Origin of the sequence: Exiguobacterium sp. ZOR0005, assembly GCF_000798975.1 — a bacterium.
In the GTDB taxonomy this organism is placed as follows: Bacteria; Bacillota; Bacilli; order Exiguobacteriales; family Exiguobacteriaceae; genus Exiguobacterium; species Exiguobacterium aurantiacum.
The window spans coordinates 31364-49013 of record NZ_JTLB01000012.1 but is presented as its reverse complement, the minus strand read 5'-3'; the positions used below and the strand labels follow the sequence as shown (position 1 = coordinate 49013).

The window sequence follows — 17650 nt, the reverse complement described above, 5'->3', positions numbered from 1 at the left end:
ATTGACGTGTAACCAAATCGAAGGGGGAAACGAACGTGAAACAAGAAATGCGTGAACTGATTCTCCAGCAAGTAAAAGACGGCAAGTTGACAATCGAGGAAGGGATGACCCAGCTCGAACGGCTCGAGAAGTTAGAGCCGGAGCGCGTCCAAGCGCTCGAAGAGTATCAAGAGACGGAAAAGGTCGACGCGTACTCGGTCGAGTCACTGACGACGAAACTGACGTCCGCGGTCGAAGGGCTCGTCACGAAGCTTCGTGACAGCGACTTCTCGTTCAGCTCGAACTTCGGGCCAGAAGTGACGTACTCGAAATCGTTCCCGTTCACCGGGAAAGACATTTCGCTCGACTTGTTCAACGCCTCGGCGACGATCGTCTCGTCGGACAACGAGGAGTGCGAACTGATCGTCACGGGCCGCCCGCTCCGGCAACAGGATGCGGACAAGGCGCTTGAACAGCTCCAATCGGCGGTGAAGCATTCCGTCATCGGTGACCGCCTCGTCGTGTCGCTCCGAGACAAGCTCGTCCGCGCACACGTCGAACTGTACGTCCCGCATCATCATTTCGACCATCTTCACGTCCAGACGCTCAACGGGGAAGTCCGTGCCGACGGGCTCGACGTCGAGAGCGTCCGCGTCCAGACGGCGAACGGCCGCGTCGTGCTCCATGACGTGCATGCGTCGGAACTGTTGCTCAACACGGGCAACGGCACGGTCGAGGTCGACGGTGTCGAGACGGAACTCGTCCACGTCCGGACCGGAAACGGTGCGGTCATCGTGAGCGGGAAGTATGACAAGGCGTCGCTCAAAACCGGGAACGGCAACATCCGGGCCGAGCTCGCGACGGCACGTGCGGCCAAGCTCGAACTCGCTTCGCTCGCCGGTAACGTCCGTCTCGTCTTGCCGCACGGTGTCGAGGTCGAAGGGGAGCTCGAGACGAACTTCGGTGGACTCCACTGCAACTTGGACGAACTCGAGATCGTCCGCGACCGGAAAGACGTCGCCCAGCGCCGTCTCGAATTCGTATCAGGCCGCGGGCAGACGCCGCGCATCGAAGTCGAGGCCGGCACACGTACCGGCACAATCGACCTCGAGCACGGTTCACAGCACCCGCCGTCGACGTTCCTCGAGGAAGACAAGCACGAACCGGTTGACCCGGTTGACCCGGTCGACCCGGTCAATCCCGGCGACTTGAACAACCCGTTCCATCAGAAGTGACGCATGACCCGGAGGCCTAGCCTTCGGGTTCTTTTGTAGGGGGGAGGGATGAGATGCGACGATTTGTTTCCGTGTACGGATGGATGATGATTGCGGTGCTGTTGCTCGTCGGATGCGACGAGGAGCAACGCGTCGTCAATGGAAACGAGCCGGCTGATGACGAAGCGATCGCCGTCGCCTGGTCCTACGCCACCGCGCGGAACTGGGAGGGGACGGCGGCCGATGATGGGCAAAGCGCCGAGGTGCGTCGTGTCGTCGTCGCGGACGGTGTCGAGCTGTTCGATGATACGTGGATCGGGGAAGAGGTGCTCGCGGTGTCGTTCGAGGCCGAACCTGACAGCGTCATCGGCGTCCCGACCGTCTTGCTCGCGCCGGAGACGAACGAAGTGATCGGCTATATGCCGAGCGAATGAGACCTAAAACGCCCGAAGGCATCGTGCCTTCGGGCGTTCTTTCGTCACAGATTCATTTCATACTCCATCTGTTCCCAATCCATCATCGGGGCATCATACAACGTGAACGAGCCGATGATCAACAAGATGATCAAGATCGGTCCGGCGATGAGCAAGAAGATCCCGAGGTTCCGCATCTTCTTCGACCGGTTCCAGTAGAAGATGATAGCGACGATCATCGACAGGAGCGAGCCCGACAAGAAGACGCCGACGATGTTCAAGATGAACAACAAGAGCACGGTTTCGTTTTTCGTCGTGGTATATTCGCGCCACATATCGATGAGCGACTTGATTAAATAGACGAGCGCCGCGATCCCGACGATAAAAATAAAGACGATGGCAATCAAAAATAGTGAGTTCATGCGTTTTTCACCTCCTCATATGGTCTATACCCGTTCTACGAAATGTTGGCCGATTAGTTTCACTTCTTTTTTCTGACACGCCGCGACTCACTTTCGCTGACACGAACGCGTGAGAGCTATGATACAATAATGAGCGTGAAAGGGGCAGATACTCATGCAAAATATCGTACGCACGGCTCAACTCGTTGAGCGCTTCAAACTTCAAGTCATTTCCGGTGAAGAAGGACTCCATCGTCCGGTCGCCACACCAGACCTCAGTCGTCCGGGACTCGTCCTCGCCGGCTACTATACCCACTATGCGAAAAATCGCCTGCAAGTGCTCGGGAAGACGGAGCTCACGTTCTACGCGAGCCTGTCTGAAGAGAGCCGGCGCGAGCGGGCGAAGATCTTGTGCACGGAATCGACACCGGGCATCCTCATCACCCGCGGTTTCGATATCCCGAAAGAGATCGAAGAAGAGGCTGAGACGGCGAACGTGCCGCTCATGCGCACGAACGCGGTGACGACGTCGATTGAGTCGCAGATCACGAACTTCCTCGAGATGGAACTCGCACCGATGACGGCGATGCACGGCGTGCTCGTCGACATTTATGGCGTCGGCGTCCTCATCAAAGGGCAGAGCGGCGTCGGGAAATCCGAGACCGCGCTCGAACTCGTCAAGCGGGGGCACCGCCTCGTCGCCGACGATTCGGTCGAGATCCGTCAGACGGGCGACCAATTGCTCGTCGGATCGGCACCGAAACTGATCCGTCACTTGCTCGAGATTCGCGGAATCGGAATCATCGACGTCATGACGCTGTTCGGGGCCGGAGCCGTCCGGTCACATAAGAAGATCAGTTTGATCATCAACCTTGAGAACTGGGATGCGGGCAAAGTGTATGACCGCGTCGGACTCGACCACAACACGATGAAAATCATCGACAGCGAAGTGCCGCTCCTCACGATCCCGGTCCGTCCGGGACGTAACTTGGCCGTCATCGTCGAAGTCGCGGCGATGAACTACCGCCTGCAGAACATGGGCATCAATACCGCGGAAGAGTTCGCCGAACGTCTCGCGAACGCGATCCACGATAACGAAGGGGACATGGAATAATGGTGGAACCGACGTTTGACCGTGTAGCGTTCGAGATCGGGTCGCTCCCGATTTACTGGTACGGGATGATCATCGCCTTCGGGGCGATGCTCGGACTCGTGCTCGCCTTGTTCGAGGCGAAACGCATCAACTATGATTCGGAGCGGCTCGTCGACGTCGTCATCTGGTCGATCCCGATCAGCATCGTCTTCGCCCGTCTCTACTATGTCGTCTTCCAATGGGACTACTACAGCCAAAACCTTGGACAAATCATCGATATCCGCCAAGGCGGGATCGCGATTCACGGTGCCATCTTCGGGGCGCTGCTCGTCGTCGTCATCTACAGCATGCGCAAGTCGATGTCGTTTTGGAAAGTGACGGACATTTTGGCGCCATCGCTCCTGCTCGGACAAGCCGTCGGGCGCTGGGGCAACTTCATGAACCAAGAAGCGCATGGGGCCGAGACGACGAGTCGTTTCTTAAAAGAGACGTTGTTCCTACCGGATTGGATCGTCAACCAGATGTATATCGACGGGGCATACTACTTGCCGACGTTCTTGTTCGAGAGCGTCTGGAACATCATCGGTGTCATCTTGCTCGTCGTCTGGCGCATGGTCGGCAACCCGCCGCGCGGCTACATCTTCTTGTCGTACCTCGTCTGGTACTCGATCGGCCGCTTCTACATTGAAGGACTCCGCACCGACAGCCTCATGGCCGGTGACCTGCGGACGGCCCAACTCGTCTCGATCGCGATGATCATCTTCGGGATCGTCATGATGGTCGTGCGCCGCCATGCGAAACGTTACAATGACCCTTCAGAGAAAGGACTGTTTGATTGATGGATACGTTGTTATTTGATTTGGACGGAACGTTGCTCGACACGAATCCGCTCATCCTCGCGAGCTTCCGTCACACACTCAGCTACTACTTCCCGGAACAGACGTATCGGGATGAAGACTTGTACCCGTTCATCGGGCCGACGCTCGAGAAGTCGTTCCGCGAATTGAACGAGCCGGAGTGGAAAGAGATGCAGGCGTTTTACCGCAGCTTCAACATCGCGATGCACGACGCGCTCGTCGCCGAGTATCCAGGTGTGATCGACGGGTTGCACCGTCTGCACGCGAAAGGGTACAAGCTCGGCGTCGTCACGTCGAAAGGGCGCCCGGTCGTCGAGCACGGTTTGCGCTTGTTCAACATCGACCACTTGTTCGGCGTCGTCGTGACAGCCGATGACGTCGAGAACGAGAAGCCGCACGCCGAGCCGGTCGAGCAAGCGCTCCGGGCGCTCGGTTCGACGGCGGACCGGGCCGTCATGGTCGGGGACAACGATACGGACATCTTCAGCGGCAAGAACGCCGGCACGAAGACGGTCGCCGTCGGTTGGGCGCTCAAAGGCCGCGCGTTCCTCGAGTCGCTCGAGCCGGACGTCATCATCGAGTCGATGGAACACTTCGAGGCGTGGCTCGACGAGGTCACGGTCCATGCGTAAGACGGAGCGATTCCGTCTCGATGGGCCGAACCCGCTCTGGCAGATGTACCGGACGATCCGGTTCCTCCGTGTGTTCAAAAACACGACGGTCGTGCTCGTCGGTCGGTTCTTTCCTTCTGTGAAGGCGAAACGCTGGCTGTACCGGACGTTCCTCGGCATGCGCATCGGTCCGTATAGCGCGCTCGCCCTCATGGTGACGCCGGACGTCATGTTTCCGGAACGTATCTCGATCGGCCGCAACACGGTCGTCGGCTTCAACACGACGATCCTTTGCCACGAATATCTCGTCGATGAGTATCGGATCGGGGACGTCTCGATCGGGGACGACGTGTTGATCGGGGCGAACGTGACGATCTTGCCGGGTGTCACGATCGGGGATCGGGCCGTCGTTGGTGCCGGTGCCGTCGTCCACCGCGACGTCTTGCCGGGTGAACACGTCATCGGTGCCAAACTGCAGACCGTTGACACGAAATAGACACAATTTAGCACGAAATCATTTTACCGTCGTGACAGATGTCACGGCTGGAAAATACTTGAGCGGTATCACATTTTAAACAAGTGATGCCGCTTTTTTGTGTCTTCATGCGCCTTGAGCGTGGATGCATGTTTTTGCTGAAAAGCATTTATAAGACCCTATAAAATATATTCATTATAGAAGGAATATAGTCCCGATTTTTTTTAAGTTTTTCAGTTGCTCTCGCGGATTGAGTGCGGTATTCTTAACCCTGCAACTAAAAAATGATTAAGAACTGATGTGGGGGATTTAGAATATGGAAGCGAACTATGAAGCACTAATGACGCTACCCGAACCAGAATCTCCGCTCGCTGCGGAGCTCCACTACTATAGAGGTCGTCGTGCGTTACGAGAAGGTCGCCTAGATGAAGCGACTTTTTTCATGGCTGAAGCTACGACAGCCGCAGCGCATCGCGTCGACTATCATAAACAGTACGCTGAACTGTTATTTGAAGTAGGAGAGGTCTACCACGCCAACGACGTGTGGAAACGGGTGCTTGAACTCGATGATACGGCGACAGAGGCACTTTACCACCTCGCGAGCAACTGCGCCTACATCTCTCAATATGAAGAAGCGGCGACGTACGCGAGCCGTTACCTCGAGCAAGAAGCACACGGTCCGTACGCAGAGTCGGTCCAGTCGTTGCTCGAATTGATCGAACTCGAAAAAGAGCTCGAGGACGAGGAAGAAGATGAGTTGATCACGTGGCACACCGAGGCGCAGCGTCAAATCGACAAAGGCCGGCTCTTCGCCGCCAAGTCGACGCTCGAACGGTTGATCGACCGCTACCCGGCATTTTGGCCGGCGTATAACAACTTGGCCATCGTCCACTTTTATCTCGGAAACGATGAGACGGCGTTCGAGACACTCGAATACGTGCTCGATGAGAACCCGGGCAACTTGCATGCGATCTTGAACACGATCATGTTGCTCCACGAGGCCGGACAATCGGTCGCGGCGCTACATCTGTCGGCACCGCTCACACGCGTCCGTCCGCTCCAATTCGAGATGCGCTATAAACTCGCGACGACGCTCGCGCTCGTCGGGCATTACGATCACGCCTACGAAGAACTCCGTCTCTTGCAAGAGCGGGGCTTCCGTGGGGATTCACTGTTTGGGCATTGGCTCAGCGTCTCCGCCTACAAGACCGGACGTCTTGAAGAAGCGGCGACCTATTTAAATGGTGAGCAATCGAAGCAAATCGAGGACAAGCAGTCGTTCGATATCCGAGACAACCTGGAGTTCCGCTCGGCGCTCGTCCAAGGCTTGCGTCAAGAAGATGATTTGGCGCGCATCGAGATCATCCGAATCATCTCGAAGCTTGAAGACGACGAGGCGTTCGAGGCGCTCGCGCTCACGAACACGGTCACAGACGACGAGACGGTCACCGCCTTCGCGAAGAAGTGCCAGGCCGTCATCTGTGCCTTGCCGTTTAAAGGCGACGTGCGGATCGAGCGGGCCTACGAGGCGCTCATCTTGGCCGAACGCCACGTCCCGGAAGCAGAGCAGATGAGCCTAGAAGGTGACTTCTATGAGCGGTTCTCACGCTTGTTGCTCACTGGTTATTCGTTCGATGACGTCACGGCATCGGCCGCGGCGCTCGTCTGGATGTTTTATGCGAAACGGGACGCGCTCGTCCTCTCCGACTGTGCCGACGCGTTCGGGATCACGGTCGACACGTTGACGGACACGATCCGCTCGTACAAGCAACAACTCGAACGAGCATAAAGATAGACGATACCTCCCTAGGTTTCATATACTGAAGTCAATCAATTTCATGCAGAGGTGGAATCCTAATGACAGAAGAAAAAATCTATGACGTCATCATCATCGGGGCCGGCCCAGCCGGTATGACGGCGGCGCTTTACGCGTCACGTGCCAACTTGTCGACACTCATGATCGAACGAGGCATCCCAGGTGGCCAGATGGCGAACACGGAAGATATCGAAAACTATCCAGGTTACGACAGCATCCTCGGACCGGACCTGTCGCAGAAGATGTTCGACCACTCGAAAGCGTTCGGCGCGGAATATGCGTACGGCGACGTCCAGAGCATCTCGGACGAACAAGAGTATAAAATCGTCCACGCCCATAACCGTGACTACAAAGCACGGGCGATCATTCTCGCTTCAGGCGCCCAGTATAAGAAAATCGGCGTCCCGGGTGAAGAAGAACTCGGCGGCCGCGGTGTCTCGTACTGTGCGGTCTGTGACGGGGCGTTCTTCAAAGGAAAAGACTTATTCGTCATCGGCGGCGGCGACTCGGCCGTCGAAGAAGGTGTGTTCTTGACACGTTTCGCGAACAAAGTGACGATCGTCCACCGTCGCGACGAGCTGCGCGCCCAAAAAATCTTGCAAAAACGGGCGTTCGATAACCCGAAAATCGACTTCATCTGGAACCATACGCTCCAAGAGATCACAGAAGTCGACGGCAAGGTCGGCGGGGCCCGTCTCGTCAGCACGATCGACGGCACGGAGTCGGAGCATGCGATTGACGGTGTGTTCATCTACATCGGCATGAACCCGATCACCGGTTTCGTCAAAGACCTCGGCATCACGAACGAGCAAGGCTATATCGTCACGAACGAAGCGATGGAGACGAAGATCCCTGGGATTTTCGCAGCCGGCGACGTTCGCGACAAGACGCTCCGTCAAGTCGTCACCGCGACGAACGACGGATCGATCGCCGCGCAAAACGCGCAACATTATATCGAGGGACTCCTCGAGGCGTTGCACGAACAAAACGCGTGATTTACGGAGAAGGCATTGCGGGCGACCGCAATCCCTTCTCTTTTTTTCGAGCGTTCGCTATACTATAGAATGAAGAGAGCTACACACACGGCTCGGTTGTCAAAATAAGGGGGCGTCAGCGATATGGAAGACTTTAAAGGATTAGAAGAATTGATCATCATCAGCGGGATGAGCGGGGCCGGGAAATCGGTCGCGATGAATAGCTTTGAGGACCTCGGCTATTTTTGCGTCGATAACTTGCCGCCGGTCTTGTTGCCGCAATTGATCGATGTCATCAGCTCGGTCCGTCCGAAGATCGCGGTCGCCATCGACACGCGAACGCGGGACTTCATCGACAGTCTGTTCATCGTCATCGATGATTTGGAACAAAAGAGCGTGCACCCGCATCTGCTTTATCTCGACACACGCGACGAAGTGCTCGTAAGGCGTTATAAAGAGACGCGCCGGTCGCATCCGCTCGCACCGGAAGACGCGCCGCTCGTCGGCATCCAGATGGAGCGTGAACTGCTCGAAGGGTTCCGCGACCGGGCGCACACGCTGTACGACACGAGCGATTTGAAACCGCAAATGCTCAAAGACCGCATCTTGCTGCAGTTCAATGAAGAGCGCATCCCGTTCACGGTCAACTTCATGTCGTTCGGCTTCAAGCACGGCGTACCGCTCGACATCGACCTGTTGTTCGACGTCCGCTTCATCACGAACCCGTTCTACATCCCGGAGCTCCGTCCGCTCACGGGTCAGACGAGCGAAGTGCAGGAATACGTCATGTCGCATCCCGAGGCGCGGGCGTTCTATAAGAAGTTGATCGACATGCTCGAATTCTTGTTGCCGCAGTACAAACGGGAAGGGAAGACGCAAGTCGTCGTCGCCTTCGGTTGTACGGGCGGGAAACATCGGTCGATCACGTTCGCCGAAAAAGTGTCGGAACATTTCGCGGAGCGCTACAACGTCAAGACCGTCCATCGCGACCTTGCGCACGCGACGAAGGAGAAATAAGATGAGACGCGATCGAAAAGTCGTCGCCATCGGGGGCGGTACCGGATTATCGACACTCGTCCGTGGATTGAAGCACTATCCGCTCGACATCACGGCCATTGTCACGGTCGGAGATGACGGTGGGAGCTCGGGACGGCTCCGCGACGAGTTCCACATGTTGCCGCCAGGGGACATCCGCAACGTCATTCTCGCCTTATCTGAGGTCGAGCCGCTCATGGACAAGATTTTGCAGTATCGGTTTGACAGCGGATACGGACTCGAAGGGCATTCGCTCGGCAACCTCATGTTGACGGCGGCGACGCATATTTGTGAAGGCTCGTTCGTCAAAGCTATCGACGTTTTGTCGCAGCTGTTGAACGCCCAAGGCCGGGTGCTCCCGGTGACGGAGACGCTCATGACGCTCGCGGCCGAGTTCGAGGACGGGACGATCGTCAAAGGCGAATCGAAGATCCCGCTCGTCGAGAAGCCGATCAAACGGTTGTTCTTGCTCGAGGACGGCATCAAGCCGGCCCCGGGCGTCGTCGAGGCAATCAAAGAAGCCGACGTCATCGTGCTCGGACCGGGTAGCCTCTACACGAGTATCATCCCGAACTTGTTGATCCCGGAAGTGCGGGAGGCGATCGTCGACGCCGGCGTGCCCGTCGTCTATATATGCAACGTCATGACCCAGCCAGGTGAGACGAAAGGGTATGACGCAATGAAGCACTTGAAGGCGGTCGAGGCATACCTCGGCAAGGCGACGATTGATACGATCGTCGTCAACAACGAGCCGATCGAGGACGGGTATTTAGAACGGTACCTCGAGGACGGTTCGGAAGAAGTCCGGTTCGACCGGAAGAAGCTCCGCAACCACGGCACGAACGTCTTGGCCGGAGATATCGTCGACTATAACCGCGATTACATCCGTCACGACTCGGACGCGATTGCCGGGCTCGTCATGCAACGCGTCCTAAGGATCAAGAAACCACGCTCGTTCCAGGAGCTTGAATTGAAATAGAATGAGAGACAGAGAAAGGAGGGGAACGCGATGAGCTTTGCCTCAGACGTCAAGAAAGAACTGACACAATTCGAGGTGACCGACCCCGAGGCGAAGGCGGAACTGTCCGCCCTCGTCCGGATGAACGGCGTCATCTCGCTCGCACTCGGGCGCGGGATGACACTCGACGTCTCGACGGAGAACGCGGCCATCGCCCGTCGGATTTACTCCCTCATGAAACGTCTGTATGACCACCATCTCGACTTGTTCGTCCGGAAAAAAATGCGGTTGAAGAAAAATAACGTCTACATCGTCCGCGTCTCGCAACACGCCGAGACGATGCTGCGTGACCTTGAGATCCTCGGGGAGAACTACGAGATGATCCGGACGCTCAACTCGGACATGACGCGCGAGGAGAACTTGGCCCGTGCTTACTTGCGCGGTGCTTTCCTTGCCGGCGGGTCGATTAATCACCCGAAGACGTCGTCGTATCACCTCGAGGTGTACAGCCTGTATGAGAACCATAACCAGGCGCTCCGTGACCTAGCGAATCGCTTCGGCTTGAACGCGAAGACGCTCGAACGGAAGAAAGGGCACATCCTCTACATCAAAGAGAGCGAGAAGATCTCGGACTTTTTGAAGCTCGTCGGGGCGACGCGCGGCATGCTCGACTTCGAGGATGCGCGCATCATCAAAGACATGCGCAACTCGGTGAACCGGCTCGTCAACTGTGAGACCGCCAACTTGAACAAGACGGTCGGGGCGGCACTCCGCCAAGTCGAGAACATCAAGTATCTTGAACGGACGGTCGGCCTCGAAGTGTTGCCGGTGAAACTGCGCGAGATTGCCGAGCTGCGCGTCACGCATCAAGACGTGTCGTTGCAGGAACTTGGCGAAATGCTCGAGACGGGACCGATCTCGAAGTCGGGGATCAACCACCGGCTCCGGAAGATCGACCAGATTGCCGAGAAAGTACGGAACGGCGATGAGATCAGCTCTTCGTGACGCCGGTTGCGTCAAAACCATTCTTCCTATATAATTAGCAATTGTGTATAGGATTTTGAAAAGCGAACTAAAGGAGCTTTATGATTATGGCGAATGATAAGAAACGACTTTCGCTCACGATCGACGCTGAGCTAGACCGCGTCATCACTGAGCGTGCAAAAGAAATCGGGATTCCAAAAAGCGCACTCGTGACGTTTGCGACGAGCCTCTTCCTCAACCAATTGCGGGCCGAGGAGATGCTCTCGGGCAACACGAACGCAATCTATCAAGTCATCCGTAAGGATTATGAGTTGCTCACAAGTGTCCGCAACTTAGATAACTGAGAGAAAGGCTGACTGCGGTCAGCCTTTTTTGGTTGCATCCACCCCGGAAATTTGGAATAGTGGAGATATTGAATTGATTGGAGGGCAATCTTATGGGACAAGCGAGCCAACTGCTGCTCATTTTAATGTTACAACTACTGTTCGTTCCGGTGCTCACGCTCCGCACGATTATGCTCGTCAAAGGGAAAACGGTCATTGCGGCGATGTTCGGGACGCTCGAGACGCTCATCTACATCTTCGCGCTCGGGATCGTGTTCCAAGATTTGACGACGCTCGGGATGCTCGTCTACGCGCTCGGATTCGGACTCGGGATTCTCGTCGGCGGATTCGTCGAACGGAAACTGGCTATCGGCTACAACATGATCCAAGTGCACACGCAAGAGTTCCCGGCCGAGCTCATCCAAAAGATGCGTGACAGCGGCTACGGTGTGACCCACTATCAAGGCCAAGGCCGTGACGGGGTCCGCTATCGACTGGACGTCTTGGCGGCACGGACGCGGATGAAAGAATTGCGCGAACTCGTCGAGCATTACGAGCCGAAAGCGTTTCTCGTCGCGTTCGACCCGGTCGACTTTAAAGGCGGTTATATGTTGAAAGGGCTACGACGTCCGAAATGACGGGAGAGACTCACGAAAAGTGGGTCTTTTTTTGTTGGAACGGGAATAGAGAGGAAAAGGAGTGGAACGAATGAAACGAAAAACGATGTGGTTTTGGGTGATCGTGTTGCTGCTCGTCGGGGGAATTGTGTACGGTCTGTCGTTTTGGCAGACGTCTTCCGGCGTCAAACCGCCGCTTCCGACGGTGACAGTCGGGTCGGTGACGGCCGAAGTGAAACAGTCGACGTATTGTTGGTCGAACGGGGACGAGGCCGTCTGTGAAGAGCACGCCTTGCCGGAGGCGGACGACTTGCAACTCGTCACGGTCGAACCGGGTGCTGCAATCGACGTCACGTTCCATGAGACACCGAAACGGGAGACGTTCCATCGAATCATTGACGGGGAGCTCGTCGCTTCTGAACAAGTCGTCCCGATGGAGCCAGGTACTTATTTGTTCGAGACCGGCGGGGAGTGGCAGCACGGCGACAGCCGTTACGTGTTCGGAATCGAGGTCGAGGAATAAGAAAAGACGCATCTTTTTTCGATGCGTCTTTCGTGCGTTACAAGAACCAATCGCGGACGACGTCCCACGTCTGGTTCGGAAACCGTCGGCGTGTGTCTTCACGTGCTTGTTGGATCGATGTCTCGTCTTGATGGACAGCATCGTAACAATAGAGCCCGTTCGAGAGTTCGACCCGGTTCGTGATTGTCACCCCGACAGGAGCTTGATTCGGTGGCAACTTGAGAGTGAACCGTAAAAAGTCGTCGGGCGGTAGATATAGTTGCGTATAAAGTGCCAATAAGCCCGGTGCTCGAATCGCGATTAACACGGGAGCCTGACCGAGGTTGATTGTGAGTGTCTTAATCTTTGAGAACGACATCTGCGCGGGAATGAGTTCTGTTTGTTGTTCGACTGGCAGCACCTCGGTCGGATGCAAGTACTTTTGTGCGATCAAGGCGATGAACGCATGATTGGATACAGGGCGGCTGAACAAGAAACCTTGAATCGTCGTGACGCCGAGCTCTCGTAGCCAAGCGAGATCGCGAAAACATTCCACGCCTTCTACGACGACGTGCATGTTGAACTCTTTGGCGATGAACATGAGGCTACGAACAATCGCCTGCGATTTTGTGTTCTGATGAATCCCGTGTGCGAAGAGCCGGTCGATTTTAATCGTTTGCACGTTGTAGTCTTGCACATAAGCCAAAGAAGAATATCCTTTACCGAAGTCATCAAACGAAATGCGGACTCCATACGTGTTCAACTCATCAAACACTTGTTTCATACGTGAACGATTGTCGAGCAACGTCGACTCTGGAATCTCTATTTCAAGCAAGGCCGGTTTAAGTCCATTCACTTCAACCGACCGGCGTAAGGCAGATAAATAATCGTCCCGATAGAAATATTGAACCGGTACGTTGATTGAAATAGGGATGTCGGCAGCCAGCCGATTTAAAAAGGTGCATACTTCAGAAATCAAAAAGTCGGTCAATTCGACATATTGATTGTTGTGTTCAATTAGAGGGATGAACTCGGCGGGGGAAACGCTTCCCCATTTTGGGTGCGTCCAACGCATTAACGCCTCTGCACCGATGATTTCACCGGACCAGGCATCGACTTTTGGTTGATACACGACATAAAACTCATGTTGTTTGATGGCTGTTCGTAAATCATTGATCAACTCATAGCGACGTAGCGAAGGAATATCGACCTTTGACGAATAGAGCTCGACGTAAGGCGTGCCTTGGGCGAATGCATAGTTCGTGACGTGCACTGTATGTTTGATTAAGTCGTTGGCTGTCTCCCCATCCCGTGGTGAACGACACACGCCGACTGAAATCGTCGTGAAAATCTCATAGTTCCCGATGAGGAACGACTGGTCCGCTAATTCGGTCACGCGCTTCCCGAACTGGCGCGCCTCTTCATCTGTCCAAGCACTCGGAATGACGATTGCATTCATATCCTCGCCGATGAGGGCGAGCATCGCTTGATCCGGGATGAGTCGTTGAAGGGCTGCGGTAGTGACGGCACACCATTCGTCGGCAAACTCAAAGCCGAGTGTTTGGGATACTTCTTTATGATGATTAAATGAGACGCCGATCATCGTGACCGGAATGCCGTTAGTCAATAAAGCCTGGACATGCTCCGTCAACGTCTCTCGATTGGCGACACCGGTGATTGGGTCGACCGTCCGAAGTTCGGTGATTTTTTCTTCTTGCTCGTGTAGCCGGGTGATGTTTTTAAACATCGAGCGATAACCATTGACGCACTCCGCATCATCAAATATCGGTTCGCGTCGTTCTTCTACCCAAACGAGTTCACCTTTCACATAGACGCGATATACGTAAGTGGCGGCTTTGCCGGATAGCGTCTCCTCACGAGATGCGAGTAACAAGTCGAAATCGTCTGGATGGATTAAATTGCTCCAAAATTCAGGCGTCAAGGCGGGCGGTTCAATCATATACCCCATCATGTTGAACAAGCCAGGAGAGACATATCGGAATGACTCTGACTGAAAATCATATTCCATCATCGCGGCTTCGACGAATTGACTCAATTGCTCGATGGTCGTTTGATCACCCAAGGTGGAATGTGACTGATCGATGACGGCGCAAGTCAATAACTTCCGATTCGTTGACAGGTGGCTCCTGACAAGAAAAGGACGGTACTGAGCCGTCTGTAAATGAAAGATTCGAACTGTCGACTCACGAGTATATGCTTTCGGGTCAATCATGAGTTGGCCGAGTTCAGCTAAATAGAAATCCAAGTCGTCCGGATGCAACAGTTGTTTGAACAGCTGAGGGGTATAGTCTGAAAAATCGGTCTCAGTCAGACCGAACATCGCTTCGAGCGAGCCGAACGTCGTGAATGCGTTGTTGCTTAAGTTAAACTCGAACAAAGCGAGTCCATCAATGTTATCAAACACATGACGATACGAATCAAAGCGGACCTGTTCTTCCTGAAGTTGAATCGTATCCGTCATCTGTTTAACAATCCCAATGACGAATTTTTCGGAGGTAGGGACTGGGGCAGGGAAATAGGTGATGTAGAAATGATGCGTTTGTTGTCCGAGCGTCCCCGTCACCTTAGAAGTTACCCGTTCTCCTTGAGAAGCACGCGCATGGGCATCCCGAATTGTCGACCATGCCTCGTCCCACATCGACTTGAGGAAGAAGTCGTCGTTCGTCTCATCGAACAGCTCGCGGAAGGAGGGGTTCGTGTAGCGCTTCTCAAACGTCGCAGTTGCGATAAAAATCGCTTCTGATGATTGCTCCATGTAATGAACGAGAGGGACCCAATCGTTCACAGAATACGTCGTATAATTCGCTACATAATTTAAGAATTTTTTCAAAATATGCCTCCCTTTATGGTGCAAAAAGTCTTAATCACCACTCTTTAACATTATAAAACTTCTACTTAATAAATCGGGTCAATACATGATGGGAAGGCATATTTGATTTCAACGCATAAAAAAACACATGTACAGTTGTACATGTGTCGAAATATTAGCGTGTCATGACTTTGTCGATGAGACCGTAGTCTTTCGCTTGGTCGGCTGACATGAAGTAGTCGCGCTCTGTGTCGCGCTCGATGACTTCAAGCGGCTGGCCCGTGTTGTCGGCCATGATTTGGTTCAACTTCTCACGCATCTTGATGATCCGTTCCGCATGGATTTTAATGTCCGATGCTTGACCTTGCGTGCCGCCGAGCGGTTGGTGAATCATGATCTCCGCGTTCGGCAATGCGAAGCGTTTCCCTTTTTCACCGGCTTGGAGCAAGAAGGCGCCCATCGATGCGGCCATTCCGATACAAATCGTCGACACGTTTGGCTTGATGAAGTTCATCGTGTCATAAATCGCCATTCCGGAAGTGATCGAACCACCTGGGCTGTTGATGTAAAGTGAGATGTCCTTGTCCGGATCCTCAGCTGCGAGGAAGAGGAGCTGGGCAACGATCGAGTTGGCGACGTTGTCGTCAATCGCACTCCCGAGAAGGATGATACGGTCTTTGAGCAAGCGTGAGTAAATATCGTACGCGCGTTCCCCGCGACCTGTTTGTTCGATAACTGTTGGAATTAACATTGAATCTGCCTCCTTTTATGTAGGTTGTAAACATATCATACCGCTATAGTCAATGTTGGTCAAACGATAGTCATCGTTTTTCACCTATTCCACCATTCCCGGTTTCTAAAACGAAAAAAGAGGCCAGGCGATTGCCTGACCTCTTACATATGATACACCCGGAGAGATTCGAACTCCCGACACCTGGCACCGGAAACCAGTGCTCTATCCCCTGAGCTACGGGTGCATGTTCTCTGACACGATTTATTATACATTTGTTTTTTTAAAAAAGCAATCCTGTTGTCGTCACTTTTTTTCAGCGTCGTTCGGGCGGTTCGGCTACAATGAAAGCGAGAGGGGGGAAGACCGATGCAACGGCAAGAACAGCAACAAGTACAACGGCAGCAACTGACGCAAGACATGTTGCGGCGGTTGCCGATTTTAGAAGCGGACCGGGCCGCGCTCGTCTTTCAGCTTGCCCGCTTGTCGGCACGCAACGAGAAGGTCGCAGCAGGGAGCGGCACAATCGATTGGGTCGCCGAGGCCGGGGCAGGTTTCGAAGCAAGGCTGTTCGCCCAGATTGAAGAAGGGAGCGGATCGGAAGCGGAGAAGCGACTGCAACGGCAACTCGTCACCGCCCTTGACCATCGAGGCTTGCTGCCGGAAACGGATGTGGTGCTCGCGACCCGTCTCGGCGTCGAAACGATCGATATCGAGTCGGCGCGCCGGGCGCTCTTGTTTCTCGAACCGACGGGGGTAGGGGCGAAAGATGAGCATGACTGCCAATACCGCCACGCAATCGAGCAGGACGATCCGCTCGTGTTGGACGTGTTCGAGGCCATCGAGGCAGGCGTCACTGACATCCCGGGTCGACTCGGCATTACGCCGGCAGAGTTTGACCGCGTCACTCGGGTCATCGCCACGTTGCCGAAAGCGCCGGTATTATATGAAGAAACTGAGCAGATTTTTCCGGAGCTCGAAGTCGTCTATAAGGACGGGGAGCTGACCGCGACGTGGTTCAGCCCGATGCTCGACAGCACAACGGAGATGGATCACGAGTCGAAATGGTGGCATGACACGCTCACGATGCGTGCGGAGACGCTCCGGGCGATTTGGGACGTCATCGCCGAGCGACAAATGGACTGGTTGAAAGGGGAACTCACCTTACATCCGCTCACTCGGAAAGAAGTCGCCGAACAAATCGGGAAGCACGAGTCGACGGTCGGCCGGGCGATTCAACGGAAGTATGCGTTGACCGAAGGCGGGATGATGGCGTGGCGCGACTTTTTCGTCCGGGCGACAGAGCGAGGGCAGTCGCCGTTCATGATCAAGCGGGCGATCGCCGAACTGATTCAGCAAGAGACGGCGCCGCTCAGCGACAAGGCGCTCACCGAAGAACTTGCCCGGCTAGATTACCATGTGACGAGACGGACGGTGGCGAATTATCGGGAAGCACTCGGTTTCGGCAACTCGAGGGAGCGGGAACGGCAACTATGGAAGGAGGGCGATCAATGAAACTGACACTTTACCGGCGGGACAACTGTTCACTGTGCGAAGAGGCGCTCGTCATGCTCGAATGGCTGAAAGAAGACTATCCGTTCGAGCTCGAACAAATCGATATTAGTGAGGATGAACGACTAGAGGCGAAGTACATGTTTGAAATCCCGGTCGTCGTACACGAAAACACCGTCATTAGTCAAGGGCGATATGATGACAGCAAAGTTGAAGATTTTGTTAAGTATACGCTTACATCGAAAAAAAACGTTTAGAGGGGTTGCAAGACGGAAAAGTGATTGATAAGATGAACTCGTAGCGGTGGGACGTAAAAATAAAAGTGG

The 17650-nt window shown here is 54.6% G+C and carries 19 protein-coding genes and 1 tRNA gene; 16 read left to right on the top strand and 4 right to left on the bottom strand.

All coding sequences use genetic code 11. The features are described from left to right. The first annotated feature begins 35 nt into the window (after positions 1-35). Entirely contained in the window at positions 36-1214 is a 1179-nt protein-coding gene (locus L971_RS03895; RefSeq protein WP_047374391.1) for a DUF4097 family beta strand repeat-containing protein, read from the top strand. A 53-nt stretch (positions 1215-1267) separates the two neighbouring features. Then, positions 1268-1627: a hypothetical protein gene (locus L971_RS03890; RefSeq protein WP_047374389.1), complete on the top strand. Its 360-nt coding sequence runs from the start codon at positions 1268-1270 to the stop codon at positions 1625-1627. A 44-nt stretch (positions 1628-1671) separates the two neighbouring features. On the opposite strand, the gene L971_RS03885 is transcribed toward L971_RS03890, so the two are convergent. Beyond that, positions 1672-2028: a hypothetical protein gene (locus tag L971_RS03885; protein ID WP_029334589.1), complete on the bottom strand. Its 357-nt coding sequence runs from the start codon at positions 2026-2028 to the stop codon at positions 1672-1674. 154 nt (positions 2029-2182) lie between these two features. Between L971_RS03885 and hprK the strand changes: the two genes are divergently transcribed. The 12 genes from hprK to L971_RS03825 all read left to right on the top strand — a co-directional run bounded on the left by hprK (position 2183) and on the right by L971_RS03825 (position 12273). Further along, a complete protein-coding gene (gene hprK, locus L971_RS03880) occupies positions 2183-3121 on the top strand; it encodes an HPr(Ser) kinase/phosphatase (protein ID WP_024370435.1) in 939 nt (312 codons plus the stop codon). Beyond that, positions 3121-3939, top strand: coding sequence for a prolipoprotein diacylglyceryl transferase (gene lgt, locus L971_RS03875; protein WP_047374386.1), 819 nt, complete (start codon positions 3121-3123; stop codon positions 3937-3939). The genes hprK and lgt overlap by 1 nt, the downstream gene beginning before the upstream one ends. Next, the gene (gene ppaX, locus L971_RS03870) at positions 3939-4589 is read left to right on the top strand and encodes a pyrophosphatase PpaX (RefSeq protein ID WP_029693658.1); all 651 of its coding nucleotides are present in this window, start codon (positions 3939-3941) and stop codon (positions 4587-4589) included. The genes lgt and ppaX overlap by 1 nt, the downstream gene beginning before the upstream one ends. After that, positions 4582-5064, top strand: a complete 483-nt coding sequence (locus tag L971_RS03865) for a DapH/DapD/GlmU-related protein (RefSeq protein ID WP_024370432.1) — start codon at positions 4582-4584, stop codon at positions 5062-5064. Before ppaX ends, L971_RS03865 begins: the two co-directional genes overlap by 8 nt. A gap of 295 nt (positions 5065-5359) precedes the next feature. Beyond that, positions 5360-6832: a lipopolysaccharide assembly protein LapB gene (locus L971_RS03860; RefSeq protein WP_047374384.1), complete on the top strand. Its 1473-nt coding sequence runs from the start codon at positions 5360-5362 to the stop codon at positions 6830-6832. Between the two features lie 68 nt (positions 6833-6900). Further along, positions 6901-7854, top strand: a complete 954-nt coding sequence (gene trxB / locus L971_RS03855; protein WP_024370430.1) for a thioredoxin-disulfide reductase — start codon at positions 6901-6903, stop codon at positions 7852-7854. A 123-nt stretch (positions 7855-7977) separates the two neighbouring features. Beyond that, positions 7978-8850 carry an RNase adapter RapZ gene (gene rapZ, locus L971_RS03850; protein WP_024370429.1) on the top strand — a complete coding sequence of 291 codons (873 nt, stop codon included), beginning with the start codon at positions 7978-7980 and terminating at the stop codon, positions 8848-8850. A gap of 1 nt (position 8851) precedes the next feature. Beyond that, a complete protein-coding gene (gene yvcK, locus L971_RS03845; RefSeq protein ID WP_024370428.1) occupies positions 8852-9847 on the top strand; it encodes a YvcK family protein in 996 nt (331 codons plus the stop codon). A 30-nt stretch (positions 9848-9877) separates the two neighbouring features. Further along, on the top strand, positions 9878-10831 hold the full coding sequence (whiA, locus tag L971_RS03840; RefSeq protein WP_024370427.1) for a DNA-binding protein WhiA: 954 nt from the start codon (positions 9878-9880) through the stop codon (positions 10829-10831). Positions 10832-10917: 86 nt separating this feature from the next. After that, positions 10918-11154 (top strand): hypothetical protein, encoded by a 237-nt coding sequence (locus L971_RS03835; RefSeq protein WP_024370426.1) that lies wholly within the window; start codon positions 10918-10920, stop codon positions 11152-11154. Positions 11155-11246: 92 nt separating this feature from the next. After that, positions 11247-11771 carry a DUF2179 domain-containing protein gene (locus tag L971_RS03830; RefSeq protein WP_024370425.1) on the top strand — a complete coding sequence of 175 codons (525 nt, stop codon included), beginning with the start codon at positions 11247-11249 and terminating at the stop codon, positions 11769-11771. A 70-nt stretch (positions 11772-11841) separates the two neighbouring features. Further along, the gene (locus L971_RS03825) at positions 11842-12273 is read left to right on the top strand and encodes a hypothetical protein (protein WP_047374383.1); all 432 of its coding nucleotides are present in this window, start codon (positions 11842-11844) and stop codon (positions 12271-12273) included. A 37-nt stretch (positions 12274-12310) separates the two neighbouring features. On the opposite strand, the gene L971_RS03820 is transcribed toward L971_RS03825, so the two are convergent. The 3 genes from L971_RS03820 to L971_RS03810 all read right to left on the bottom strand — a co-directional run bounded on the left by L971_RS03820 (position 12311) and on the right by L971_RS03810 (position 16059). Then, the gene (locus L971_RS03820) at positions 12311-15103 is read right to left on the bottom strand and encodes a bifunctional diguanylate cyclase/phosphodiesterase (RefSeq protein WP_024370423.1); all 2793 of its coding nucleotides are present in this window, start codon (positions 15101-15103) and stop codon (positions 12311-12313) included. A 154-nt stretch (positions 15104-15257) separates the two neighbouring features. Beyond that, positions 15258-15833 carry an ATP-dependent Clp endopeptidase proteolytic subunit ClpP gene (gene clpP, locus L971_RS03815; RefSeq protein WP_024370422.1) on the bottom strand — a complete coding sequence of 192 codons (576 nt, stop codon included), beginning with the start codon at positions 15831-15833 and terminating at the stop codon, positions 15258-15260. Between the two features lie 153 nt (positions 15834-15986). Further along, a tRNA-Arg gene (locus L971_RS03810) sits at positions 15987-16059 on the bottom strand. 122 nt (positions 16060-16181) lie between these two features. On the opposite strand from L971_RS03810, the gene L971_RS03805 reads away from it, so the two are divergent. Next, positions 16182-17327 (top strand): Fis family transcriptional regulator, encoded by a 1146-nt coding sequence (locus L971_RS03805; protein WP_047374381.1) that lies wholly within the window; start codon positions 16182-16184, stop codon positions 17325-17327. Beyond that, positions 17324-17581 (top strand): glutaredoxin family protein, encoded by a 258-nt coding sequence (locus L971_RS03800; protein ID WP_029334598.1) that lies wholly within the window; start codon positions 17324-17326, stop codon positions 17579-17581. The genes L971_RS03805 and L971_RS03800 overlap by 4 nt, the downstream gene beginning before the upstream one ends. The last annotated feature ends 69 nt before the right edge of the window (positions 17582-17650 follow it).